This window comes from Sinorhizobium arboris LMG 14919 (assembly GCF_000427465.1).
GTDB lineage: Bacteria > Pseudomonadota > Alphaproteobacteria > Rhizobiales > Rhizobiaceae > Sinorhizobium > Sinorhizobium arboris.
Window position 1 is genome coordinate 627,433 of sequence record NZ_ATYB01000014.1, and the last position, 22,841, is coordinate 650,273.

Here is a 22,841-nt window from a genome sequence, read left to right on the forward strand (position 1 = left end):
GCTTTGGCGACTGATTCCTGATGCGCGGGAAAACCGTCACGAGCACGTCCGGTGCATGACCCCGGACACTCCCCAGGAGCCCAATCTTGTCCAAACGATCGAATCTCATGACGCGCATTCTCGTTGCCGCGTCCTGCGTCGTCGTCGGCGCCTTTGCCGGCTTTTCCGTCTATATCGACAGTCTCCAGCGCGCCGCGACCACAAAAGCAGTCGAGGAGGACATCGCTTCCTCCGGCAATCAGGCGGCGCAGAGCGTCGCCAACTGGCTGAACGGCCGTGTGACGCTGACCGCGATGGCAGCGGACGCTGCAGGCGAGGTGGCGGACGAATCCGCCATTCAGGGAATTCTGAAGAACGAGGTGCTGACGGGCGAGTTCATGTCCACCTATGTCGGCAGCGAGAGCGGCAAGTTCATGATCTGGCCGGACTCGAAGATGCCCGAAGGCTACGACCCGCGTCAGCGTCCGTGGTATCAGCAGGCGGTAAAGGCCGATGCCCGTGTGCTCACGGAGCCCTATATCGACGCTTCGAGTGGCGACCTGATCATCAGCGCCGCGGTGCCTGTCAGGCACGAGGGCAAGCTTTACGGTGTGACCGGCAGCGATTTCTCGCTGAAGGCGCTCGTGGCCATGGTCAACGGCATCGATGTCGGCGGCGAAGGCTTTGCCTTTCTCGCAAACAAGGATGGGCAGATCCTGGTACATCCGAATGCGAAGCTCGTGACGAAGACGCTCGCCGACGCCTTCCCGGCGGATACGCCGGCGATCGGCACCGGCATCATGCACACCGAGCTCGACGGCAAGCCGATGCTCGTGAGCTTCGTGCCGGTGAAGGGCCTCCCGTCGGTCGAATGGTATGTCGGCTTCGCACTCGACGCGGACGTCGCCTATTCGGCGATCAGCCAGTTCCGAGTCGCCGCGACCGTTGCCACGATCCTGGCGGTCGGTGCCATGATCGCCTTCCTCGCGACGCTTCTGAGCCGCCTCGTCATCCATCCGGTAACCGACATGACCGGAGCGATGGAGAAGCTCGCCGGCGGCAATCTCGACATCGAAATCCCCGGCGAGGAGCGGCGTGACCAGATAGGGTCGATGGCGGCGGCCGTCGCGGTCTTCCGCGCCAATGCGGTCGAGCGGAAGCGTCTTGAAGACGAGGCCGACTCCAACCGTTCCCTTTCGGAGCGCGAACGCCTCGAGCGGGAAGCGCAGAAGGCGCGCGATGCTGCCGAGGTCCAGCACGCGGTTGATGCGCTGGCGATGGGTCTCGGCCGGCTGGCCGACGGCGATCTCGCCTACCGGATCGACAGCCCCTTTGCCGATCGCCTGGACCGCCTCCGGGCAGACTTCAACAATTCGGTCGCCAAGCTGCATGACACGCTTTGTGCCGTCGGAGCGAATGCGCGGGCGATCGATGCGGGTGCCACCGAAATCCGCTCGGCCGCCGACGATCTAGCCCGCCGCACCGAACAGCAGGCGGCATCCGTCGAAGAAACGGCCGCTGCCCTCGAGGAGATTACGACGACGGTCCGCGATTCGGCCCACCGGGCCGAGGAAGTGGGTGCGCTCGTCGCCCGCACCCGCGCAGGCGCCGAGAAGTCCGGCGAAGTGGTGCAGAATGCCGTCGAGGCCATGCATGCCATCGAGAAATCGTCCGGCGAAATCTCGAACATCATCGGCGTCATCGACGACATCGCCTTCCAGACCAATCTTCTGGCGCTGAATGCCGGCGTCGAAGCGGCACGGGCCGGCGAGGCCGGTAAGGGCTTCGCCGTGGTCGCTCAGGAAGTGCGTGAACTGGCCCAACGCTCGGCCAATGCCGCCAAGGAAATCAAAGCGCTGATCACCACCTCCGGCGAGCAGGTGCATTCCGGCGTGACGCTGGTCGGCGATACCGGGCGGGCCTTGCAGGCGATCGTCGCCGAGGTGCAGGAGATCAACCAGCATGTAAGCGCGATCGTGACGGCTACGCGCGAGCAGTCGACAGGTCTCCAGGAGATCAACACGGCCGTCAATACGATGGACCAGGGCACTCAGCAGAACGCGGCGATGGTCGAGCAGCAGACGGCCGCGAGCCATGGACTCGCGTCCGAGGCAGCGGCGCTCAACGCGCTGCTCGCCCAGTTCATACTGGGCGAAACGCAAACGGCTTCTTACCAGGCTACGAGCCGCCGCCGCGCAGCCTGACGGTCATCCGAGAGCGAGTCCAGGAAAAGCATGTAGCGGTTTTCCATCCGGAATCGCTTGGATCCAGAAAGGCGAAAGGCCCGGTTCGTAGCCGGGCCTTTTCACTTTTCGAGCGTTGCTACCGTCTCCACATGGGCCGACCAGAGGAACTGGTCGATCGGCGTCACCCCGGTAATTCGGTAGCCGGCCGCGGTCAGGATCGAAAGGTCCCGCGCCAGCGTCACCGGATTGCAGGAGACGGCGGCGATCTTCTTCACGCCGGATCGGGCAAGCTCGTGACACTGCGTTTCGGCGCCGGCGCGGGGCGGGTCGAAAACCACGGCGTCGAAGGCCTTCAGCTCCTGCGTCATCATCGGCCGCCGGAAAAGATCGCGCTTTTCGGCGGTTACCGGTTTCAGCCCCTGGGTGTTGCGTGCGGCGAAATCCAGCGCCTTCACGGCCCTGTCGTCGCCTTCGACCGCGTGCACGCGGGCCGTTCGTGCGATCCTCAGCGCGAATGTGCCGATGCCGGAGAAGAGGTCGGCGACGCGCTTCGCCTTGCCGAGGTGAGCGAGCACCAGGTGTGCCATCGCTTCTTCGGCGGGTCGCGTGGCCTGGGTAAAGGCGCCGGGCGGCGGCGAAACCGTCACGCCGCCGAAATCGATCGCAGGCTTGACCGGCTCGATGACGATCTCGCCGTTCAGGCTGACGCGCGCGATGCCACGTTCGCCCAGAACCGCCTCGACGGTCGAGCGCCGCTGCGGGTCGCTGAGCTTGAGCCCCTCGAAGGCGAGGTCGAGGCCCGTATCTGTTTCGAGCACGGTGATACGGAACGGTTCGGCGTTCGACGCCATCGCCGCGGCGATCTTGCGGATGATCGCCAGCCGCGAGACGATGCCCGGGCTGGTGATGGGACATTCGCCGATCGAAACGATGTGGTGGCTCTGCATCTGGTTATAGCCGAGCAGCAGTTCCTTTTCCGTCCGCCGGGCCGTGAAAACGGCACGGCGGCGATCGCCGGGTCGTGCGATGATCAGCGACCCGACCTCCGGCGTCAGCCCCTTCGACCTCAAGGCGTCGATGACGAGATTGCGCTTGAAGCTGTGGTAAAGCGCGTCGGATGCGTGCTGCAGCGTGCAGCCGCCGCACGTCCCGTTGACGCCTTCCGGGCCGAAGTGGCGGCACGGCGGCTCCACCCGCTCGGGCGAAGCCTCCTTCAGCGAGATGAGCGTGCCGCTCGCCTTGTTGACGGCGAGCGCGACGGTCTCGCCGGGTAGCGTGAACGGTGCGTAGACGGTGCCGTCCTCGGTCCGGCCGATTCCGTCCCCTTGCGCTCCGAGACGATCGATGGTCACGATCCCGGTGCTCATGGTTTGCGCCCCGCCAGAAGAAACTCGCTGTTGCCGTCACCTCCGGCGATGGGCGAGGGGATCAGGCCGAGGCTCCGCCAGCCCATGTCCTCGACAAGCCATCGCTCGAGTTCGGCTGCCACCGCCGGAGCGCTCTCGGCATCCTTGAGCAGCCCGGCCTTGCTGATCGCGTCGCGACCGGCCTCGAACTGCGGCTTGACGAGCAGGATGCAGCAGGCACCGGGTTCCGCCAGCCCGAGGGCGGGCGGCAGCGCCAGCTTCAGCGAGATGAAAGAGACGTCCGAGACGATGAAAGTGATGGCGCGCTCACCGATGTCGTCGCGCGTCATCGACCTGGCGTTCAGGCCTTCGATGTTCGTCACTCGCGGGTCCTCGGCGACGCGCGGATGTATCTGTCCGTGACCGACGTCGACGGCAACCACATGCGCGGCGCCGCGCTTCAGCAACACCTCGGTAAAGCCGCCGGTCGAGGCCCCGACGTCGAGACAGGTCTGCTCCGATGGATCGAGGCCGAAATGATCGAGCGCGGCGACCAGTTTCAGTGCCGCACGCGAGACATAATCCTGCGCCGGATCGTCTATTGTGAGCGTAACGCTTTGCGCGAAGGGCGCGGCCGGCTTGGTCACCGTGCGGCCGTCAACCTTCACGGTTCCCCGCTGGATCGCGTCGCGGGCTCGGGCGCGGCTCGCCACCAGGCCCCTGTTCAGGAGCAATTGATCGAGGCGGATCGTCATCTGTGTATCTTGGGACATGGGCCGTCATCGCGCGTCCCGCCGCGCAATGCAAGCAAACTCTCGTACGGCTCAGCCGGCGGCGCCGAGGCCGACGCTGTGCTTCTGGCCGAGCGCCTTGAAGACGGTTGAAACGATGCCGGCACGGTCGAGGCCGGCACGGGCGTACATCGCTTCCGGTTTTGCCTGCTCCATCCAAATGTCGGGCATGACCATCGGGCGCACTTTGAGGCCGCCGTCGATGAGGCCCTCTTCCGCCAGGAACTGCAGCACGTGGCTTGCGAAACCGCCGACGGCCCCTTCCTCGATGGTGATCAGCACCTCGTGATGGCGGGCAAGCTGGCGGATCAGATCATGATCGAGCGGCTTGGCGAAGCGGGCGTCGGCGACGGTCGTGGAGAGGCCGGCGGCATCCAGGTCTTCCGCCGCCAGCAGACAGTCGGCGAGCCGTGTGCCGAACGAAAGCAGCGCCACCTTGTTCCCCTGCTTGACGATCCGGCCCTTGCCGATCGCAAGGATCTCGCCGCGCTCCGGCAACTCGACGCCGACGCCTTCGCCGCGCGGATAGCGGAACGAAATCGGACCTTCGTCGTAGGCCGCGGCGGTGCGCACCATGTGCTTCAGTTCCGCCTCGTCGGCCGCCGCCATGACGACGAAGCCCGGCAGTGTCGCCAGATAGGTCGTATCGAACGAGCCGGCATGAGTCGGCCCGTCGGCGCCGACGAAGCCGGCGCGGTCGATCGGAAAACGGACCGGCAGAGCCTGGATGGCCACGTCGTGGACAACCTGGTCATAGGCGCGCTGCAGGAAGGTGGAATAAAGCGCCGCAAAGGGCTTGTATCCCTCCGCCGCGAGGCCGGCCGCGAAGGTCACGGCATGCTGCTCGGCTATGCCGACATCGAAACAGCGCGAGGGATGCACCGACGCGAACTTGTCGAGGCCCGTCCCGGACGGCATGGCGGCAGTGATCGCCACGATCTTGTCGTCGAGGCTCGCCTCCTGCGTGAGTGCGTCCGCGAAGACGGAGGTGTAGGCGGGGGCGTTGGGTTTCGCTTTCGCCTGAGCCCCGGTAATCACGTCGAATTTGTTGACGCCGTGATACTTGTCGGCCGCGGCCTCGGCCGGCGGATAGCCCTTGCCCTTCTGCGTGACCACATGGATCAGGACCGGGCCTTTCGCATTGTCGCGAACGTTGCGCAGGACAGGAAGCAGGTGGTCGAAGGAGTGCCCGTCGATCGGGCCGATATGATAGAAACCCATCTCCTCGAAGAGCGTGCCGCCCGTGACGTAGCCCCGGGCATGCTCCACCGCGCGGGTGATCGCCCGGTCGACGGTCTTGCCGAGATAGGCGGTGAGCTTCTTGCCGACCTCGCGAATGCCCATATAGGTCCGTCCGGAGGCGAGCCGCGCCAGATAGGCGCTCATCGCGCCGGTCGGCGGTGCGATCGACATGTCGTTGTCGTTGAGAATGACGATGAGGCGCGCATCGAGCGCACCGGCATTGTTTAGCGCTTCGAAGGCCATCCCTGCCGACATCGCGCCGTCGCCGATCACCGCGATCACATTGCGGGTCTTTCCGTCGAGTTCGGCGGCGACGGCCATGCCGAGACCGGCCGAGATCGAGGTGGAGGAATGTGCGGCGCCGAAGGGGTCGTATTCGCTTTCCGCCCGCCGCGTGAAGCCGGAAAGCCCGTCTTCCTGGCGCAATGTGCGGATGCGATCGCGCCGGCCGGTCAGGATCTTGTGCGGATAGCACTGGTGTCCGACATCGAAGATCAAACGGTCATGCGGCGTGTCGAAGATCTTGTGGATGGCGATCGTCAGTTCGACGACGCCGAGGCCGGCGCCCAGATGCCCCCCGGTGCGCGATACGGCATCGACCATCTCGGCCCGCAATTCGGCCGCCAGCTGCGGCAGGTCCCTGTCGTCGATCTTCTTCAGATCGTCGGGATATTTGACCTTGTCGAGCAGGGGGGTCGCCGGCATCGGATTGGTTGGCAATTGTGTCACGCTGCATGCCTCATGCGCGCCGGAAGGACGGCGCGCGCATTGTTGATGGGTCGTCGGAACGGCTCTTTATTAGAGGTAATCGCCGTTGAATGCAAAATTAGGCTTTCCTGCGGCTTCAACCAAGAGCGGAGCGAGGAAAACCTGCGCGGTTTTCCGCCGCATCGCGATCCAACGCCCGAAAACGAGCTTATCGGAGATCAGCTTGCGGGCAAAGGTATGAACTCTTCCTCGTCTCCCGGCACGATATCAAAGCGTCCCGTGCGCCATTCTTCCTTTGCCTTGTCGATCCGCTCCCTGGAGGAGGAAACGAAGTTCCACCAGATATGCCGCGGCGAGCCGAGCGCCGCCCCGCCGAAGAGCATCACATGACAGCCTGCAGGCCCTGCGGTGATGGTGATTTCGTCGCCGGGACGAAAGACGAGGAGCTGATCGTTGTCGAAATGGTCGCCGGCGATGATCGCTTCGCCGGAAAGGATGTAAAGCGCCCGCTCTTCCCAGTTGGCCGCAAAAGGCGCGCTCTTGCCTGGCTCGATCATCAGGTCGACATAGATCGTATCGGTAAAGGTGGAGACTGGCGAAGCCGCCCCCTCGAACTGGCCGATGACGACGCGCGCGCGAACCCCGCCGTCGAAAAGATGCGGCAGCATACGCTCCTCGGTATGGGCGAAGACCGGATCGATCTCCTCCATGGCGTCGGGCAGCGCCAGCCAGGTCTGCAGGCCCGAAAGCGAGCGTTCGTGCCCGCGCTGGTTTTCCGGCGAGCGCTCCGAATGCACGATGCCGCGCCCGGCGGTCATGAGGTTCACGTCGCCCGGGCGGATGACCATTTCGGTGCCGAGGCTGTCGCGATGCTTGATCTCGCCATCGAAGAGATAGGTGACGGTCGAAAGGCCGATATGCGGATGCGGACGAACGTCGATCGCCTGGCCCGCACGCAGCAGCGCCGGGCCCATCCGGTCGAAGAAGATGAAAGGGCCGACGAGCCGGCGTTTTGCAGTCGGCAGCGCCCGCCTGACCTGCAGGCCGCCGATATCGCTGGTACGTGGGATGATCAGATGCTCGATAGCGTCGCAGGCGGGCTTGTCGCCGGCGAGCGGATCGGGACCGGGAAAGAAGGACATGGCAGGGCGCTCCGGTTGGTGGCATTCACTGAAGACTAGCGTCAGTGCTTCCGGTTCGGTAGCGGCAATCGGGAGACGGAGCGTTTCCTATTCGGGGGAAGAACGAAGCCTGCCGTCAAAACGGGGAGAGGTGCTGGCAGGCGGATGAGGGGATCACTACTCCGCGTCCAGCGGCTCGACGCCCTGCGGCCGGCCGGCGCGGTCGAGGCGGATCTTTTCGATACGATCCTCTGCCGCCTTCAACAGGGCCTCGCAGTGCTTCTTCAGGGCCTCGCCACGCTCGTAGATCTCGATCGATTTGTCGAGTGCGACGTCGCCGCGTTCAAGCGCCGAAACGATACGTTCCAATTCCTCGACGGCCTGCTCGAAGGAGAGGGCGGAAACGTCCGGTTGCGCATTGCTGTTCATGAATTACCCTCTCATCAATCTCAGAATATGCAGCCCGGCCGACTCGGCCAGGCCCTGCAGGTCATAGCCGCCTTCGAGCAGGCTGACGATGCGGTTGCCGGCGCTCCTGCCGGCAATGTCTATGAGGCGACCCGTCGCCCAGTCGAAATCTTCGCCGACCAGATTGATCTGGGCCAATGGATCGCGGTGGTGGGCGTCGAAGCCGGCGGAAATCAGAAGGAAATCGGGCCGGAAATTTTCAAGCGCGGGCAGCACGCGTGATCGGAAGGCATCGCGGAAGTGCTCGCTGCCGCTGTTGGGCGAAATCGGCGCATTGACGACATTGTTCCTGACTCCCGTCTCGTCCTTGGCACCGGTGCCGGGATAGAGCGGTATCTGATGCGTGGAGCAGAAGAGCACCGACGGGTCGTCCCAGAAAATGTCCTGTGTGCCGTTGCCGTGGTGGACGTCCCAGTCGACGATGGCAACACGTTCCGCACCATGCGCCGTCTGCGCGTAGCGCGCGGCGATCGCTACATTGTTGAAAAAGCAGAAGCCCATGACTCTGTTCTTCTCGGCGTGGTGGCCGGGCGGGCGGACTGCGACGAAGGCGTTGTCCGCCTCGCCGGCGAAGACCGCGTCGACGGCCGCCACAGCGCCGCCGATACCGGTCAACGCGGCCTCGAGGCTTTGCGGGCTTGCGTAGGTATCGGATTCGAGCTGGTTGATGTCCTCGTCCGGAATGTCCCGTTTGATCCCCAGCAGGTGCTCTTCGGTATGGGCGAGCAGCACCAGGTTTTCGTCCCCCTTCGACGCCTCGACCCGCTCCAGATCCGCGAAATTCGGATGCTCCAACGCAAGGTTCAGGGCCTTCAGCCGATCCGGCCGCTCGGGGTGCCCTTCCGGTACCTCGTGCTTCAGGAAGACCGTGTTTTCGTAGAGATGCGTGGTCATTCCGCGAAACTAGTGCGCATGCCTGTCAAAATCCATGGTACGCGACGCGAAACTGCCGATTTTCAACAGCGCGGATCGAGCAGGATCTTGCCGTCGCGACCCGGGTCGGCCTGATGCGCAAGGGCGTCGGCAAGCCGGCTCAATGGATAGGTGGCGGCGATAGGGCTGGTAAAGAGGCCGCTCTGCAGCCCGGCGAAGCTGCGCAGAAAAGCGGCTTCGAGTGCTGCGCGGCCGGCGGAATGCACCCAGGTTCTCAGCCAGAGAAAGGCGAAACGTATGTCGGGCCGGCCGCCGATCGCCGGCTGCGACACGGGTGCGCCGCTGAGCGCTCCATACTGGATGAAGGTTCCGCCGGAGCGGATGGACTGTCCGATCAGTTCGCCCGCCGGAGCGCCGCCGACGGCATCCAGAACCGCGTCGAATTGGATGCTCATGGGGCGATCGCCGCTGCCGGCCACCAGAATCCGATGTGCCTTGTCGAGACGGCCGCGGCTCCTCTCGCTGCGAAGCATGGCCGTCGGCACCGCGCCTTCGAGCGCAAGCAGCCTGACCAGCATTCCGCCAATGGCCGAGCCCGCCGCCGTGATGCCGACCTGCCGGTCCTCTAGCGATCCGAAATGATCCCGCAACGCTTCGACAAGCCTCAACGCCGTTAGCGGATTGATATAGCTCATCGCCGCCTGTGCGTCCTCGATCCCGTCGGGCACGCGAAAGCACCACTCGGCCGGGCGGAGGAGGAATTGCTGCCAAAGCCCGCTTGCTCCGATCGGGACGACCCGATCGCCGGCCTTGAAGTCTTCCACGTCCGGCCCAACGCGGCGGACGATGCCGACGCCCTCGAAGCCGGGAACGAAAGGCAGGGTGGTGCGCGCGCTATAGGCGCCCGTAACGGGGATCAGGTCTGACGGATTGATTGCCGCGAGCGATATCTCGACCTCTACTTCGTCGCCTCGCGGGGCAGGGCGCGGTACTTCGACGAGCTCGATGGCTTGTCCGGGGTCGCCAAACTGTCTAACGAGAGTGGAACGCATCGAGGAGCCTCGCATGGACGGCACAGAGCGGGAGAATGTCACGGAAATCCGCATTCCGTTCCGCGATATAGACATGCACGGCCATATGCACAATGCGGCCTATTACGCGCATGCGGAGGCCGCGCTTGCCAATCTCTGGCGGCACCGCCCGACAATTGCGGAGGAGCCGGCCTATCTCGTTCGCCGCTCCGCCTGCATCTTCCATCGCGGCCTGCGCTTCGACGAGCCCGCTCGCTTCACTGTGACCGTCGCGAAGATCGGAGGCAGTTCGATAGGCTTCGCCGTTCGCGTCGAGACCGGCGACAAGCTTTCGGCCGAGGTCGAGATCGTCTGGGTGGCCGTCGACCGTGCCCGCCATCAACCGGTACAGCTGCCGGCCCCCACCCGGGAATGGCTTGCCGGCTATGCCGCCTGATCCGGTCTGCAGCTGCTGAAGTGGGCGGCGATCCCCATGCCGCCGCCGATGCCCATCATGGCCAGCCCTTCCGTCGGGGAAGAGGCCGCCAACATCTGCGAAAACAGCCGGACGACGAGAATGGCGCCGGAAGCGCCATAGGGGTGGCCGAGCGCGATCGCGCCGCCGTCGCTATTGACGCGTTCGGGCGCGATGTCGAGTTGGTCGAGGCTCCCGAGAACCTGCGAGGCAAAGGCCTCGTTGAATTCGATGAAATCGACGCGGGCCACATCGAGCGCGCGATTGCGTGCGCGAAGCTTTGCCATGGCTGGGACGGGGCCGAGGCCGAGCAGCTTCGGTTCGATCCCGGCCGTCGCCGCATCGGTGAAAGCCAAGCCGAAGCGCACACCGAGCTTCCGCGCCTCCGCAAGGTTCGTCATCAGTACCATCGCCGCGCCGTCGTTGACCGGGCAGGCGTTTCCGGCGGTGACGGTGCCGCCAGCGGCGAAAACCGGCCTCAGTCGCGAGAGCGTTTCGGCGGAGGCGTTTGCGCGAGGACATTCGTCCCTGGCGATCGGCCCGGATGGTGTCGGCACGGGCACGATCTCGCGCGAGAACCGGCCTGCCGCTTCGGCCGCGACGGCGCGCCGGTGGCTTTCGAGCGCAAACCGGTCCTGTCGTTCGCGCGAGATGCCGCAGGCAGTGGCGACATTCTCGGCGGCAACGCCCATCTCTGGGTCCCCGATCGAATCGGGCGCCATTCGCGCGCGCTTGACAGGCTGCGGCTCTTCGCCGCGTGTGAGCGGAGGCCGAAGGCGGATATGCGCGCGACTGGCGCTCTCGGTGCCCCCGGCAAGATAGAAGCGCCCCGCGCCGGCCTGGATCTGCCGAGCCGCAAGGACGATCGCCTCCAGCCCGGAGCCGCATTGACGGTCGACGGTGACGCCCGGAACAGAGACGGGCAATCCTGCTTCGAGCGCGGCGAGGCGCGCGAGATTGCCGGCGCTGTTGGCGGCATTGCCGACGAGAACGTCGTCGATCTCCGCCCGGTCGATGCCCGTATCCGCAATGATCCTTTCGATCAGAAAGGCGGCAAGGCTTGCCGGTTCAATCGCGGCAAGGCTGCCGTTGACGCGGCCGACCGGCGTCCGCAGCGCGGCGATGACGAGCGGGGTGCGAGCGGGATCAGACGAGGCGTTCAAGGGCGCTGTTCTCCTCCGCGATCCACTGGCGAAGCTCCCCGGCCGCGAGCTTGCCGGATGCGGTCATCGGCATCTTCCGGCACAGCCAAATCCTGCGCGGGTGCTTGTAGCGCGGCAGGGCGGCGGCAAGATGACGTTCGAGTGCCGCATGATCGAATCCGTCGCCAGGCTCGATCACCGCCGCAAGCTCGCTGCCGAGATCCGGATGATCGAGACCGAAGACAAAGGCGCTGTCGACGCCGCCGATCCCCTGGATCGCAGCCTCCACCTCCGATGGATAGATGTTGTTGCCGCCCGAGACCAGCATCCCGCCCGACCGGCCGATGAGATGCAAGGTACCGTCTTCTTCAAGGAAACCGAGGTCGCCCACCGTTGCGAGCTTGCCTTGCCGGCAGAAACCCGCTCCGTCGCCGCTCCCGATGTAACCGTCGGAGATCAGCTCGCTTTCGACGAAGATCGTGCCCGTTTCTCCGGCGGGAAGGCGCTCGCCCTTCTCGTCCCGGATCTCCAGGCGAACGCCTGGAAAGGCTCGGCCGACCGCGGTCGGGGTGTGTCTGTCCGTCGCCCTGGAGACGCTGATGAAGCCGAGTTCCGAGGCTCCATAATATTCCGTGACTTGAGCCTCCGGGAAAGCGCGTCTCGCCGCTTGCCGATCCGCTGGCGTGAGCTTGGCTCCGGCGACGGTAATCTGTCTGACCGATGTCAGCGGCGACCCGGCCGCGCGATCGCATAACCGCCGCAGCATCGTCGGCACCAGCACCAGCCGGTTCGCCCTGGCAGCCGCTGCCAGGGCCTGATCCGCCTCGAAGTGGCGAGCGCCGATGAATTCGGCTCCGGCCGTCAAGGTTTCTGCCAGCGCGTAGAGGGTCAGGCCGTGCGCCAGCGGTCCTGGCGCGCAAGTCGTGGATTCCGGCCCGAGCCTGAAAAAGTCCTGGCCGGTCCTAAGGCTCACCCGCCAGGACCTGCGGTCGCGGATGATCGCCTTCGGTTCACCGGTCGTGCCCGATGTGAAGACCACGAGGAAGGGTTCATCGCCGTCGCCGGCGGAGATTGCTGGCGGAGCATCGTGAGCGCCTTGCAGCAGACGGCTTTGCCCCGCCGATGGCACGTCGATGCGCAAGAGGTCGCTTTCGGCGCGGACGACGACCTCCGGCCGCAGCCGTTCTTTCATTCGGCGGCGTACGATCTCCGGCAAATGCGGGTCGATCAGAGCGGCACAATGGCCGGCCGCGGTTGCCGCGATGAAAGCCGCAGGAAAAAGCGGATGATTGCCGGTTTCGAGCGCAACCAGGCGCACGCGCCCGGAAAGGATGCTTCTCTCCGTCGCCTCTGCTGCCGATCGTTGAATGGCTGAGAGGATGCGTCCGGCTTCCGCGGCAAGCTCGCCATAGGTGAATCCCCGGCCTTCCATGTGGAAGGCCGGGGAATGCGGGCGTTCGCTCGCATGGAGCGCGACTGTCTCAGCGAGCGGCACTGCGTCAGACGCGCGCCGGCAACAGCGGATAGCCGGCGTAGACGGCCCTGGCGGCAAGCGTCGCAATCGCGGCCTTCAACAGGTCGCCGGGAATGAAGACGAGCGAACCGGTTGCGGCTGCGATCAGAGGCGTGCCGGTGACGGCAGAAAGCCACGGAACCCCGATCCCATACAGCACGACGATGCCGCCGAGGACCGAGGCCAGGAAGAAGCCGACGAACTGGCGCGCCTCGGAAGTCGCAGGCTGGACGAAGCGCTCGGCGATCAGGCCGGTGACGAAGGCGGCTATTGCCCAGCCGAAGATGAACCCGCCCGAGGGGCCGGCCAGGACGGCGAGCCCGCCGCGGCCACCGGAAAGCACCGGCAGTCCGATCGCCACGAGCAGGATGAGCAGGAGGAAGGCGAGGGCACCGCGTTTCGCGCCGATGATACAGCCGGCAAGCATCACGCCCATCGACTGCGCCGTGATCGGCACCGGAATGAAGCCGAGCGTGATCGGCGGCACGAGGCCGAGCACGACGATGATGGCAGCGAATAGCGCTACGAGGACGAGGTCTCTGGTGTTCATATAGCCCTACCTTCTATTAGAAAATGCGAATTTATTGACGGCGAAATCCCCTCGCGTCAATGGCAGCCGCGATCGTGTCCGCATCTTTCAGCGTCAGGATGATCAGCGGGCCGATGATGGTCAACGGCCGGACCGGCAGCCCGCGTGCCCGATGCGCTTCAGCGAGCGCCTGATATCGAGCGAAGATATCGGGCACGAATCGCAGCACGAGGCCAAGCGCCAGACCGACGTCTGCCGCCCTCAAGAGACCGAGGCGCTCCAGCGGCTTCAGAAGGATCGTCACCTCGTCCATGAAAGCGCCGATCGTGGTGGTCGCCGTGACCGCGGCTGCGAAAAGCACGAGCGCCATCAGCCGCAAGACGAGCGCGGCGACCTGCGCGACGGGAACGAGAAACAGATTGATCGCGGCAAGAATCAGAATGGTGAAGAAGATGAAGCCGACGCGAGACAACGCCTCGCGCGGTCTCAGCCCGAGCGAGAGGTAGAGCCAGCCGCTGAGGAGAAAGGCAGGAAGCAGCAGGAAGGGTGACTCCGTCACGAAGAGCGCGATGCTCAAGACGGCGAGCATGATGAGCTTGGCGCGTACCGGCACGCGGTGAAACCAGCTTCCTCCCTCGACATAGAGGCTCGTCAGCATCCGGCCACCTCGTGATAGCGCCGGATGGTTTCGTCCGGCGCTCCGTCGGCAAGGAGGCGGCCCTCGTGAAAGAGCAGGACCCGTTCGGCGCTCTCGGCAAGCGCCAGATCATGGGTGATGACGATCGTGTCTTCGTCCAGCGTGTCGATCGTCTCGGCGACCATACGGCGGTTTCTGAGGTCGAGCTGATTGGTCGGTTCGTCCAGGATGAGGATTTTCGGCCCGGTGACGATGACGCTCGCCATGGCGACGAGCTGCGTTTCGCCGCCGGAAAGCTCGTGCACCCGCCTTCGTGCGAGGTGGCTGACGCCGAAGCGCGCAAGGACTGCCTCGGTCCGCGACGAGATCTCATGCGCCGGCAGTCCGCGGTTCTTGAGCCCGAAGGCGATGTCGTCGGTGACGATCGGCATGATCAGCTGGTGCTGCGGATTTTGAAAGATGAAGCCGGCTTCTGCGAGCACTGCCCTGTCGTCCTCGATCGTGTCGAGGCCGTTGACCTTCACCCGCCCGGTCGTCGGCTTGACGAGCCCGTTGATCAGCCGTGCGAATGTGGTCTTTCCGGAGCCGTTGAGACCGATGATGCCGACCCGCCGCTCATGGAGGGCGAGGCTCAGAGAATGAAGCGCGACCCGTTCGCCGAAGCTGACCGAGCAATCGGTAAAGCGGATTTCCAAGCCGTCGGTCCTCGCGATGTTTTGCGTGATCGGTCTATAGGACAAGTCGATCGTAAAGGGCAATGTAGCGTGGACAATACATCTATTGCCGACTCACGTTTGAAACTTGGGAATAAAAGCCTACTCTCTGCTCATGACGATTCGCCTTTCAAATCGCGATGCCCGGCGCATCTTTCTCGCCAAGCAGGGGCTCTCGGCCGCGCCGCATCGCGCGCTCGGCAAGCACGGCTTGCTGCAATTGATCCACGACATCGGCTTCGTGCAGGTCGACAGCATAGCGACCGTCGAGCGGGCCCATCATCAGATCCTCTTTTCCCGCAATCAGACCTATCGCCGCGAGCATCTGGCGGAGCTTCTTGAAAAGGACGGCGAGCTCTTCGAACATTGGACCCACGACGCATCGATCATTCCGAGCACCTTCTTCGTCTATTGGAAGCATCGCTTCAAATGGGAGAGCGAAACGCTCCGCGAGCGCTGGCGCAAATGGCGCGGAGAAGACTTCGATGCGGGTTGCGAGGAGACCTATGCGAGGATCGCGAGCAATGGCGCCGTCATGGCGCGCCACCTCAAGGAGGACGGCCACGAATCCGGAGGCTGGTGGAACTGGCATCCGTCGAAGACGGCTCTTGAGGTGCTCTGGCGCCAGGGCAAGCTTGCGATCGCCCGGCGGGAAAATTTCCAGAAGGTCTACGACCTGACGGAACGCGTCATTCCGCCCCGTTATTACGACGGCGAGGTCGCGCATGAGGCGTTCATCGACTGGGCCTGCCGCAGCGCGCTCGAGCGGCTGGGCTTCGCCACCCACGGCGAGATCGCAGCCTTTTGGGATCTCGTGTCGCCGGACGAGGCGAAGGACTGGGTCGCCGCCCATCGCGACGAACTGTGCGAGATCGTCATCGAGTCTGCCAATGGCGGCAAGCCGCGCCCGTCCTTTGCCTTCGCCGGCTTCCCCCGCGGGCTTGGCGACATTCCCGACCCGCCCGCCCGCGTCCGGGTGCTGAGCCCCTTCGATCCGCTGCTGCGCGACCGGAACCGGGCCGAACGGCTTTTCGATTTCTTCTACCGTATCGAGGTTTTCGTACCGGAGCCGAAGCGGGAATACGGCTATTATGTCTTTCCTCTGCTCGAAGGCGACCGACTGATCGGCCGCATCGATATGAAAGCAGATCGCAAGCGCGGCAGCCTCGACGTCCGTCGCCTCTGGCTGGAGCGCGGCGTCAAACCCTCTTCGGGCCGGATGGAAAAGCTTATGGCCGAACTCGACCGCATCGCCCGCTTTGCGGGCGTCGAGGAGGTCCAATTGCTCGAAGGCTGGAACGCTGCCCTTTCCTGACCGATTTTTCGTGCTTTGTTTTTTCTTGGCTTGCGGGCCGGCGCTCCCTAAATGGAGCCAGTAAGTTTCACGACCCAATCCTTCACGGCAGGGAGCAGAACCATGGACACCAACCTGATGAGCCTCTTCGATGCGGACGAGGCGACGGTCCGCAAGGTTCTCTCCGAGACGCTTGCCGGCGCCGATGACGGCGAACTCTTCCTCGAACATGCGCAGGCGGAGGTGCTTTCGTTCGACAATGGCCGCCTGAAGGGCGGCAGTTTCAACACCGACCAGGGCTTCGGCCTGCGCGCCGTCGCGGGCGAAGCCGTCGGATACGCCCATGCCGGCGAGTTGTCGCTTGCCGCCCTGAAGAGGGCGGCGGATGCCGTGGAGCAGGTGACCCGAGGCTATTCCGGCTCCTACGCGGCGGCCCCGCAGCGCACCAACAAGAAGCTTTACGGCGACGAGAACCCGATCGGCGAGCCGAGTTTCGAGGCCAAGGTCGGGCTGCTTCAGGAGATTGACGCCTATTTGCGTGCCAAGGAGGCGAAGGTCCGCCAGGTGACCGCGACGGTCGCGGCGAGCTGGCAGGTCGTGGACATCCTGAGAGCCGACGGACACCGCGTACACGATGTCCGGCCGATGACGCGGATCAATATCTCTGTCGTGGTCGGCGAGGGCGACCGTCAGGAAAGCGGCTCCTTCGGTATCGGCGGACGGCGCGGCTTCGGGGATTTCATAACCGAGGAAAACTGGAAAAGCGGAGCGGACGAGGCTCTGCGGCAGGCGCTCGTCAATCTCGAGGCGATCGATGCGCCGGCCGGTACCATGGATGTCGTGCTTGCCTCCGGCTGGCCGGGCGTCATGCTGCACGAAGCGGTCGGTCATGGCCTGGAGGGCGACTTCAACCGCAAGAAGACGTCTGCTTTCGCCGGACTCCTGGGCGAACAGGTCGCTTCGAAGGGGGTCACCGTCGTCGACGACGGTACGATCGAAGCCCGGCGCGGCTCCATTTCGATCGACGACGAGGGAACGCCATCCGGCTACAACGTCCTGATCGAGGACGGCAAGCTCGTCGGCTATATGCAGGATCGGCAGAATGCGCGCCTCATGGGCATGGAACCGACCGGCAACGGCCGCCGCCAGGGCTACGCCCATGTGCCGATGCCGCGCATGACCAACACCTACATGCTTGCCGGGGACCGCACGCCCGATGAAATCATCTCGTCGGTAAAGAGGGGCATCTATGCCGTCTCCTTCGGCGGCGGCCAGGTCGATATCACCTCCGGCAAATTCGTCTTCGGCTGCACCGAGGCCTATCTGATCGAGAACGGCAAGCTGGGAGCGCCGGTCAAGGGGGCGATGCTGATCGGCAACGGTCCGGATGCGATGAAGCGGGTGACGATGGTCGGAAACGATACGAAGCTCGACACCGGCATCGGCAATTGCGGCAAGGCCGGCCAGTGGGTCCCGGTCGGCGTCGGCCAGCCGCACCTGCGCATGGATCAGATCACCGTCGGCGGCACGCAGGCCTGACAACGTTCCCTCATCTCCATGCTTGTCACGGAGATCCAGCAGTGCCGCGTCGGCGGAGCGGAAGAGTTTTTTCAGCCCAACGACTTGGACCGGCTGGATTCCTGTGACGAGCACGGGAATGAGGGGCGGAGGAGAAACCTGCCATACTCAATTGATGGGCCGCCGTTGCGGACTTACCCCTCATCAGGGAGCAAGACGCAGTCATAGGACCGCTTTTTCAGGATGCTGCAGGCGGTCGCCGCCGCCTCGCGACTGGCGAAGCCTACGAAACCTATGCGATAGGCTCCGCCCGAACCTGCGGTCTCGGTGTGGGGGGCGGCGCCGAGAAGGGCCGCGCCGCCAGCGGATTGTGCCTCGACGAGCATCTTGCGCGCGTCTTCCGCCGTCGGTGCGGTGGAAATCTGAATGCGCCAGCCGCTTGCCTCTGGTTTCGTGCCCGCGGCCGCCACTGCGGTTGGCCGGTCCGCCGGGACGATAGCTTCCGTCGGCGCTGCGGCGACGGCTTCGACCGCGGGCCGGGTACCCACATAAGACAAGGAAACGCCAGGCAAGCTTGCCACGTCGGCCAGGCGGGGAGCGCTTGCCGCTGCGATCATGGGGCGGCCGGGCGTGGAGACCCTGCCCAGGTGCTGGTCGAGGAGCGTCGCCATCTTCTCATCACGGCTTCGCGCGCTTCGCCCGCCGAGCACCACGCCGATGAGGCGGCGGTTGCGGTCGTTCACCGCGCTTACGAGATTGTAGCCGGAGGCTCGCGTGTAGCCGGTCTTGATACCGTCCATCCCCTGGTATCGATACATCAGATTGTTGTGGCCACGGATCACACGGCCGCGGAAGGCGAAACTCTGGACCGAGAACAGGCGGTACTCGCGTGGATAGTGTCGCATGAGTGCGACGGCGAGCCGCGCCATATCGCGGGCCGTGGTCACCTGTTGGCTTGCCGGCAGACCCGAAGCGTTGACGAAGAATGTGCGGTTCATGCCGAGCTCACGTGCTTTTGCGTTCATCATTCTTGCAAAGCCTTCCTCGGAACCGCCAAGCCGCTCCGCCATCGCTGCCGCCGCGTCGTTGGCCGAACGGACGATCATGCCGTAGACAGCCTCTTCGACGGTGATCGTTCCTCCGGCCTTGACGCCGAGCTTCGTCGGCGGCTTGCGTGCAGCGGTCGCGGACATCGGCACAGGCGTTTTCCAGGCGATCTGGCCGCGGTGAAGCGCTTCGAAGGTCATGTAGAGCGTCATCATCTTGGTGAGAGACGCGGGATGGTGGAGCGTGTCGGGGTTTTCGGCAGAGAGAACCCGGCCCGTCCGAGCGTCGACGACAAGAGAGGCGTTGCCTGCCATTGCCTGAACGGCACCGAAGAAAAGCACGGCGATCGTCGCCAGAGCCAATCGAAAGCTCGTCATCGAACTCCCCCTCATAGAGATATGCGGCCGATATCGACGCGGTTCGTTGTTGTGACAGGCTCAACGCTTTGTTGCAACCTTGCCGTCGAAACCCCGCCCGCCGTTTCGCCTCGTCCGACCGATTCAGCAAGGCTTAACCCCGCAGCCGTTACCGTCCGGTCCGCAACCGTTGCCGGAAGCCCGATATGGATTTGAGAAGACGGACGAGATGAAACAAGGCTTCGCGGGTCTGGTCCGCTACCACGTCAAGCGCACTGCCATCACCGGCGGGCTCGAGGCCGCGCACCTGCTCGCGCGGACCCGGCTGCTGGGAGAGGCGCGCGGGCGTGGGGCGATCTTCACCCTGCACCATGTCCGGCCAAAGGTTCGGCGGGCCTTCGATCCCAATGCCCATCTCGAAATCACACCGGAATTCCTCGAGGAGGCGATCGTGACATTGAGGCGGGACGGGTACCGCTTCGTCCCGCTGGAGGAACTGTCTGCCTGCCTCGGTTCCGCCGATACCCGGCCTTTCGCCTGTTTCACTCTCGATGACGGCTACCGCAACAATCTCGACCACGCTCTGCCGGTCTTCGAACGGCAGGACGTGCCCTTCACGGTCTTCGTCACGGCCGGTTATGTCGACCGAACCCATACGCTCTGGTGGGAAACGCTTGCCGATCTTCTGTCCGCCTGCCGCACGATCCGCTTCGATTTCGGCACGGGCGCGGAGAACGTGGCAAGCGAATCCCTGGCGGAGAAGCAAGCCGCCTTCAACCGGATTGCCGCGTTTGTCCATGCGGGGGATGAGGCACGGGCGGTCGCCTCGTTGAATCGTGCCGCGGGCCGGCACGGCATCGATCCCCTGGCCATCACCGAGCGTTTGACGCTGGACGAGGCAGGTCTTCGAAACCTGATCCGAAGCCCGCTTGCAAGCCTCGGCAGTCACATGATCAGCCACCGCGCACTTGCGCGGCTTGGCGATCGTGAGGCGCGGCGCGAGATCTCAGGTTCCGCCGAGCGCGTGGAGGCGATCACCGGTCGCCGGCCATCGAGCTTCGCCTATCCCTATGGGGATAGGCCTGCGGTTTCGCCCCGGGATCATCGGCTGGTGGCGGATCTCGGCTTCGCCGTGGCGGTGACGACGCAGCCCGGCATGCTGTCCGATGCCGCAAATCTCCATGCGCTGCCGCGGATTTCGCTCAATGGCCGTTTCCAGGCGGCACGCTATGTGACCGCGCTCGGTTCCGGCATTCCGTTCCGGATATTCCCCCGCGGGGCGGGTTGAGGGGGAGGGGAAGCGTCTTCGCGTCAGGGATACATCCGCAACTTGGTCCAGCCGCCTTCCGGCGTTTCGCGGCGGAACTCCACGCGGTCGTGAAGGCGGAAGGGACGGTCGTGCCAGAATTCGATCGAGAGCGGGCGGATGCGGAACCCGGACCAGTAGTCCGGGCGCGGGATCTCGCCGATCGCATGCCGTGCGGTGTATTCGGCGACGGCTTTCTCCAGCGCAAAGCGGCTTTCGAGCGGCCGGGATTGCTTCGAGGCCCAGGCTCCTATGCGGCTGCCGCGGGGCCGGCTCATGAAATATTCGTCGGCTTCTTCGTCGGAGACGATTTCGGCCGGACCGCGCAGACGCACCTGGCGGCGCAGCGATTTCCAGTGGAAACACATGGCCGCCTTCCGGGTCGCGAGAATTTCGCGGCCTTTCTGACTTTCCAAATTCGTGTAGAAGACGAAGCCGCGTTCGTCGAATCCCTTGAGCAGGACCATGCGTGCATTGGGCAGCCCATCCGGATCCACGGTCGCAAGGGCGACGGCGTTCGGATCGTTCACCTCGCTCTTTTCGGCTTCCTTCAGCCATGTGCCAAAAAGGGAAAAGGGCTCGCCTGCCTCCGTGAAGTCACCGGTTATTAACTCATTCGCGGTCATATTGTTTTCCAATGCCGTGTGTCTGGCGCGGGAACGCTTCGGGATGAATCCGAGTCGCGTTTCCGCATCGTAATAAGGTCGGAGCCTGCCTGCGGACTTCTCGGGACGCGGTACGCTTTGGCAAGTCTGACAGGAATGCCGTGCAAGACATAGCAAAGCGGAACGATGGCAAGAAGGGCCTTTCCTTTGCATTGCTGCACATCGCGGCAATTTGCCTGGCGCTTGTCGCCCTGCCCGGGTGCATGGGCGGGGGCCTCGACGTCTTCGGAGGCTCCGGCGTCGACCGTTCGGTGTCGACCGGAACCGTGCCGGTGGCGAAGACATCGGACGGCCTGTCCGATGCCATAGCCGTGCGCGACCTCGTTACCGCTGCCGACATCAGTCAGGGCAGCGGCAGCACCATTCCCTGGGCCAACGCAAGGTCCGGCAGCGCCGGCGTCATCAGCAGCATCCAGGAGGACAACGCCTCGGGCATGCGTTGCCGCCGCTTCACGACCACCCGGCATTCTTTCGAGGGCATCGCCAAGTTCGATGGCAACGCCTGCCAACTCGGCAACGGGGAATGGTACCTGACGAGCTTCGGCCCGCGGAACTGAAATCCCAGATTAACCATGTTGCCGCAAAGCGGCCGGCGAAGCGCCCCGGACGATCGTTTCGGGAATGTGTTCCCGCCTCCGGCTAACCGATAGTTAGCAACTTCGCCCGATCATCGCTCACATGCGGAGGACGCTCTCTTCGGGTCCCTTCGGTTGTCGTGAGGTATCAGGCGTGCATCCGGGGCGGCCGCCGAGTAAAGAAAATGATAGCAGCCATGCGCGATCCCTATGCAATTCTTGGTGTGCGTCGCAATGCCGGGCAAGAGGAGATCAAGGCGGCTTGGCGCTCCGTCGCCAGAGCGGTTCACCCCGACCACAATCAGGACGATCCCTCCGCTACCGAGCGCTTCGCCGAAGCGGGCAGGGCCTATGAGCTGTTGCGCGACCCGGTGCGCAGAAGCCGTTACGACTGGGCGCGGCGTGAGGCGGAGCTCCGCCGCATGGAGGCGATGAAGGAGAGGATGCGAGGTCCGGAGCCGGCGGATGAGCCTGTCGGCGCCGAAACGGCCGAGGAGGCAATCTCGCGCATCTTCGGCGTCGAACCGCAGGCCGCGGCGGCACCGAGGCCGAAGTCCGCCGCACGTCCGGTCGAGCAGGGCGGGCCGCCACTGGACGCTAAAACCGCGCCTGCCGGTGAAGCGAAGCAGGAGCAGCCGAAAACCGATCTGCCAGTCCGGCGTTCCATTGTGCCGGCGGCGGAGCTGGTTGCGGCCATCGTCCAGCGTATTCGCGGGCGCATTGCCAAAACGGCCGAAAAGGTGCCGGATCTTGCTATAGAAGTTCATGTCAGCATCAAGGAGTTAATCGCGCGCGCCCGGGTGCCGGTGGAGCTTCCGGACGGAGAGTCGTTCAGGGTCTCGATTCCGGCCGGCGCGACCGATGGCCAGGCGATCCGCCTGAAGGAGCAGGGCTATCGCGTCGCCGGCATGGCGCGCGGCGACGTCGTTGCGACCTTGCGCATCCGTCAGGACGGTCCGTTCAGGACCCGCGGACTCGACCTCGTCACCACATTGCCGCTGGACCTCCAAAACGCAGTGCTCGGCTGCGAAACCATGATCGAGACTCCCAACGGGCCGGTGACCGTGGCGGTGCCGGCCTGGTCGGGCTCCGACAAGGAGATCCGCATCGCCGGCAAGGGCCTGCGCGGTGCTGATGGAGAAAGCGGCGACCTGATCGTCGAATTGCGGCTGGTGCTTCACGAAAAGCCGGACGACAAGGTGATGGACCTCATGCGGTCCCAGCGCGACGGCCTCTATTTGTGAAGCTTTTCTGACAAGCTGAACCAATATTACGGGGACTAACAGTTCCTGATCTGGCTCCTGCTTGAACCGCTGTGACGCCTATGCCATAGGCAATGCTCGACAA

Annotated in this window: 21 protein-coding genes; 7 read left to right on the plus strand and 14 right to left on the minus strand. The window is 64.5% G+C overall.

The features are described from left to right. Positions 1-86: 86 nt before the first annotated feature. Complete coding sequence (gene mcpU, locus SINAR_RS0114090) at positions 87-2,183, plus strand: methyl-accepting chemotaxis protein McpU (protein ID WP_027999695.1); 2,097 nt, start codon at positions 87-89, stop codon at positions 2,181-2,183. A 101-nt stretch (positions 2,184-2,284) separates the two neighbouring features. Here the strand turns inward: mcpU and SINAR_RS0114095 are convergent, their stop codons facing one another. The 7 genes from SINAR_RS0114095 to SINAR_RS0114125 all read right to left on the minus strand — a co-directional run bounded on the left by SINAR_RS0114095 (position 2,285) and on the right by SINAR_RS0114125 (position 9,766). Next, positions 2,285-3,532 (minus strand): class I SAM-dependent RNA methyltransferase, encoded by a 1,248-nt coding sequence (locus SINAR_RS0114095; RefSeq protein WP_027999696.1) that lies wholly within the window; start codon positions 3,530-3,532, stop codon positions 2,285-2,287. Further along, positions 3,529-4,284, minus strand: a complete 756-nt coding sequence (locus tag SINAR_RS0114100; RefSeq protein ID WP_027999697.1) for a TlyA family RNA methyltransferase — start codon at positions 4,282-4,284, stop codon at positions 3,529-3,531. Before SINAR_RS0114100 ends, SINAR_RS0114095 begins: the two co-directional genes overlap by 4 nt. A gap of 51 nt (positions 4,285-4,335) precedes the next feature. Next, complete coding sequence (dxs, locus tag SINAR_RS0114105) at positions 4,336-6,249, minus strand: 1-deoxy-D-xylulose-5-phosphate synthase (RefSeq protein ID WP_033057425.1); 1,914 nt, start codon at positions 6,247-6,249, stop codon at positions 4,336-4,338. Between the two features lie 221 nt (positions 6,250-6,470). Continuing rightward, a complete protein-coding gene (locus tag SINAR_RS0114110; protein WP_027999699.1) occupies positions 6,471-7,394 on the minus strand; it encodes a pirin family protein in 924 nt (307 codons plus the stop codon). A 156-nt stretch (positions 7,395-7,550) separates the two neighbouring features. Then, positions 7,551-7,802 (minus strand): exodeoxyribonuclease VII small subunit, encoded by a 252-nt coding sequence (locus tag SINAR_RS0114115; protein ID WP_027999700.1) that lies wholly within the window; start codon positions 7,800-7,802, stop codon positions 7,551-7,553. Positions 7,803-7,805: 3 nt separating this feature from the next. Further along, a complete protein-coding gene (locus SINAR_RS0114120; protein ID WP_027999701.1) occupies positions 7,806-8,735 on the minus strand; it encodes a histone deacetylase family protein in 930 nt (309 codons plus the stop codon). A gap of 62 nt (positions 8,736-8,797) precedes the next feature. Then, entirely contained in the window at positions 8,798-9,766 is a 969-nt protein-coding gene (locus SINAR_RS0114125; protein ID WP_027999702.1) for a zinc-dependent alcohol dehydrogenase family protein, read from the minus strand. Between the two features lie 13 nt (positions 9,767-9,779). Here SINAR_RS0114125 and SINAR_RS0114130 point away from each other — a divergent pair, with 13 nt between their 5' ends. Then, entirely contained in the window at positions 9,780-10,181 is a 402-nt protein-coding gene (locus SINAR_RS0114130; RefSeq protein WP_027999703.1) for an acyl-CoA thioesterase, read from the plus strand. Here the strand turns inward: SINAR_RS0114130 and SINAR_RS0114135 are convergent. Genes SINAR_RS0114135 through SINAR_RS0114155 form a run of 5 tightly spaced genes read right to left on the minus strand, consistent with a single transcriptional unit; the run spans position 10,169 to position 14,715 of the window. Then, positions 10,169-11,362 (minus strand): thiolase family protein, encoded by a 1,194-nt coding sequence (locus tag SINAR_RS0114135; RefSeq protein WP_027999704.1) that lies wholly within the window; start codon positions 11,360-11,362, stop codon positions 10,169-10,171. The genes SINAR_RS0114130 and SINAR_RS0114135 overlap by 13 nt on opposite strands. After that, positions 11,346-12,836 (minus strand): AMP-binding protein, encoded by a 1,491-nt coding sequence (locus SINAR_RS0114140; RefSeq protein WP_027999705.1) that lies wholly within the window; start codon positions 12,834-12,836, stop codon positions 11,346-11,348. The genes SINAR_RS0114135 and SINAR_RS0114140 overlap by 17 nt, the downstream gene beginning before the upstream one ends. A gap of 4 nt (positions 12,837-12,840) precedes the next feature. Continuing rightward, positions 12,841-13,404, minus strand: a complete 564-nt coding sequence (locus SINAR_RS0114145; RefSeq protein WP_027999706.1) for a biotin transporter BioY — start codon at positions 13,402-13,404, stop codon at positions 12,841-12,843. Positions 13,405-13,435: 31 nt separating this feature from the next. Further along, positions 13,436-14,041 carry a CbiQ family ECF transporter T component gene (locus SINAR_RS0114150; protein WP_027999707.1) on the minus strand — a complete coding sequence of 202 codons (606 nt, stop codon included), beginning with the start codon at positions 14,039-14,041 and terminating at the stop codon, positions 13,436-13,438. After that, positions 14,035-14,715, minus strand: a complete 681-nt coding sequence (locus SINAR_RS0114155; protein WP_027999708.1) for an energy-coupling factor ABC transporter ATP-binding protein — start codon at positions 14,713-14,715, stop codon at positions 14,035-14,037. The genes SINAR_RS0114150 and SINAR_RS0114155 overlap by 7 nt, the downstream gene beginning before the upstream one ends. A gap of 133 nt (positions 14,716-14,848) precedes the next feature. Between SINAR_RS0114155 and SINAR_RS0114160 the strand changes: the two genes are divergently transcribed. Both SINAR_RS0114160 and tldD read left to right on the plus strand, forming a co-directional pair. Continuing rightward, entirely contained in the window at positions 14,849-16,048 is a 1,200-nt protein-coding gene (locus SINAR_RS0114160; protein ID WP_027999709.1) for a winged helix-turn-helix domain-containing protein, read from the plus strand. A gap of 102 nt (positions 16,049-16,150) precedes the next feature. Continuing rightward, positions 16,151-17,566 (plus strand): metalloprotease TldD, encoded by a 1,416-nt coding sequence (tldD, locus tag SINAR_RS0114165; RefSeq protein WP_027999710.1) that lies wholly within the window; start codon positions 16,151-16,153, stop codon positions 17,564-17,566. A 173-nt stretch (positions 17,567-17,739) separates the two neighbouring features. Here the strand turns inward: tldD and SINAR_RS0114170 are convergent, their stop codons facing one another. Continuing rightward, on the minus strand, positions 17,740-18,969 hold the full coding sequence (locus SINAR_RS0114170; RefSeq protein ID WP_027999711.1) for a D-alanyl-D-alanine carboxypeptidase family protein: 1,230 nt from the start codon (positions 18,967-18,969) through the stop codon (positions 17,740-17,742). A gap of 208 nt (positions 18,970-19,177) precedes the next feature. On the opposite strand from SINAR_RS0114170, the gene SINAR_RS0114175 reads away from it, so the two are divergent. Then, positions 19,178-20,236 carry a polysaccharide deacetylase family protein gene (locus SINAR_RS0114175; RefSeq protein WP_027999712.1) on the plus strand — a complete coding sequence of 353 codons (1,059 nt, stop codon included), beginning with the start codon at positions 19,178-19,180 and terminating at the stop codon, positions 20,234-20,236. Positions 20,237-20,259: 23 nt separating this feature from the next. On the opposite strand, the gene pdxH is transcribed toward SINAR_RS0114175, so the two are convergent. Beyond that, positions 20,260-20,880 carry a pyridoxamine 5'-phosphate oxidase gene (pdxH, locus tag SINAR_RS0114180; RefSeq protein WP_027999713.1) on the minus strand — a complete coding sequence of 207 codons (621 nt, stop codon included), beginning with the start codon at positions 20,878-20,880 and terminating at the stop codon, positions 20,260-20,262. 140 nt (positions 20,881-21,020) lie between these two features. On the opposite strand from pdxH, the gene SINAR_RS0114185 reads away from it, so the two are divergent. Next, on the plus strand, positions 21,021-21,476 hold the full coding sequence (locus tag SINAR_RS0114185; protein WP_027999714.1) for an RT0821/Lpp0805 family surface protein: 456 nt from the start codon (positions 21,021-21,023) through the stop codon (positions 21,474-21,476). A gap of 203 nt (positions 21,477-21,679) precedes the next feature. Beyond that, entirely contained in the window at positions 21,680-22,738 is a 1,059-nt protein-coding gene (locus SINAR_RS0114190) for a DnaJ C-terminal domain-containing protein (protein WP_027999715.1), read from the plus strand. Positions 22,739-22,841: the final 103 nt, after the last annotated feature.

What these genes read in the sequence shown, in the direction of transcription:
- SINAR_RS0114095 (WP_027999696.1), bottom strand. Translation starts at nt 3,532, where the DNA reads ATGAGCACCGGGATCGTGACCATCGATCGTCTCGGAGCGCAAGGGGAC.
- SINAR_RS0114100 (WP_027999697.1), bottom strand. Translation starts at nt 4,284, where the DNA reads ATGTCCCAAGATACACAGATGACGATCCGCCTCGATCAATTGCTCCTG.
- dxs (WP_033057425.1), bottom strand. Translation starts at nt 6,249, where the DNA reads ATGCCGGCGACCCCCCTGCTCGACAAGGTCAAATATCCCGACGATCTG.
- SINAR_RS0114110 (WP_027999699.1), bottom strand. Translation starts at nt 7,394, where the DNA reads ATGTCCTTCTTTCCCGGTCCCGATCCGCTCGCCGGCGACAAGCCCGCC.
- SINAR_RS0114115 (WP_027999700.1), bottom strand. Translation starts at nt 7,802, where the DNA reads ATGAACAGCAATGCGCAACCGGACGTTTCCGCCCTCTCCTTCGAGCAG.
- SINAR_RS0114120 (WP_027999701.1), bottom strand. Translation starts at nt 8,735, where the DNA reads ATGACCACGCATCTCTACGAAAACACGGTCTTCCTGAAGCACGAGGTA.
- SINAR_RS0114125 (WP_027999702.1), bottom strand. Translation starts at nt 9,766, where the DNA reads ATGCGTTCCACTCTCGTTAGACAGTTTGGCGACCCCGGACAAGCCATC.
- SINAR_RS0114130 (WP_027999703.1), top strand. Translation starts at nt 9,780, where the DNA reads ATGGACGGCACAGAGCGGGAGAATGTCACGGAAATCCGCATTCCGTTC.
- SINAR_RS0114145 (WP_027999706.1), bottom strand. Translation starts at nt 13,404, where the DNA reads ATGAACACCAGAGACCTCGTCCTCGTAGCGCTATTCGCTGCCATCATC.
- SINAR_RS0114150 (WP_027999707.1), bottom strand. Translation starts at nt 14,041, where the DNA reads ATGCTGACGAGCCTCTATGTCGAGGGAGGAAGCTGGTTTCACCGCGTG.
- SINAR_RS0114160 (WP_027999709.1), top strand. Translation starts at nt 14,849, where the DNA reads ATGACGATTCGCCTTTCAAATCGCGATGCCCGGCGCATCTTTCTCGCC.
- tldD (WP_027999710.1), top strand. Translation starts at nt 16,151, where the DNA reads ATGGACACCAACCTGATGAGCCTCTTCGATGCGGACGAGGCGACGGTC.
- SINAR_RS0114170 (WP_027999711.1), bottom strand. Translation starts at nt 18,969, where the DNA reads ATGACGAGCTTTCGATTGGCTCTGGCGACGATCGCCGTGCTTTTCTTC.
- SINAR_RS0114175 (WP_027999712.1), top strand. Translation starts at nt 19,178, where the DNA reads ATGAAACAAGGCTTCGCGGGTCTGGTCCGCTACCACGTCAAGCGCACT.
- pdxH (WP_027999713.1), bottom strand. Translation starts at nt 20,880, where the DNA reads ATGACCGCGAATGAGTTAATAACCGGTGACTTCACGGAGGCAGGCGAG.
- SINAR_RS0114190 (WP_027999715.1), top strand. Translation starts at nt 21,680, where the DNA reads ATGATAGCAGCCATGCGCGATCCCTATGCAATTCTTGGTGTGCGTCGC.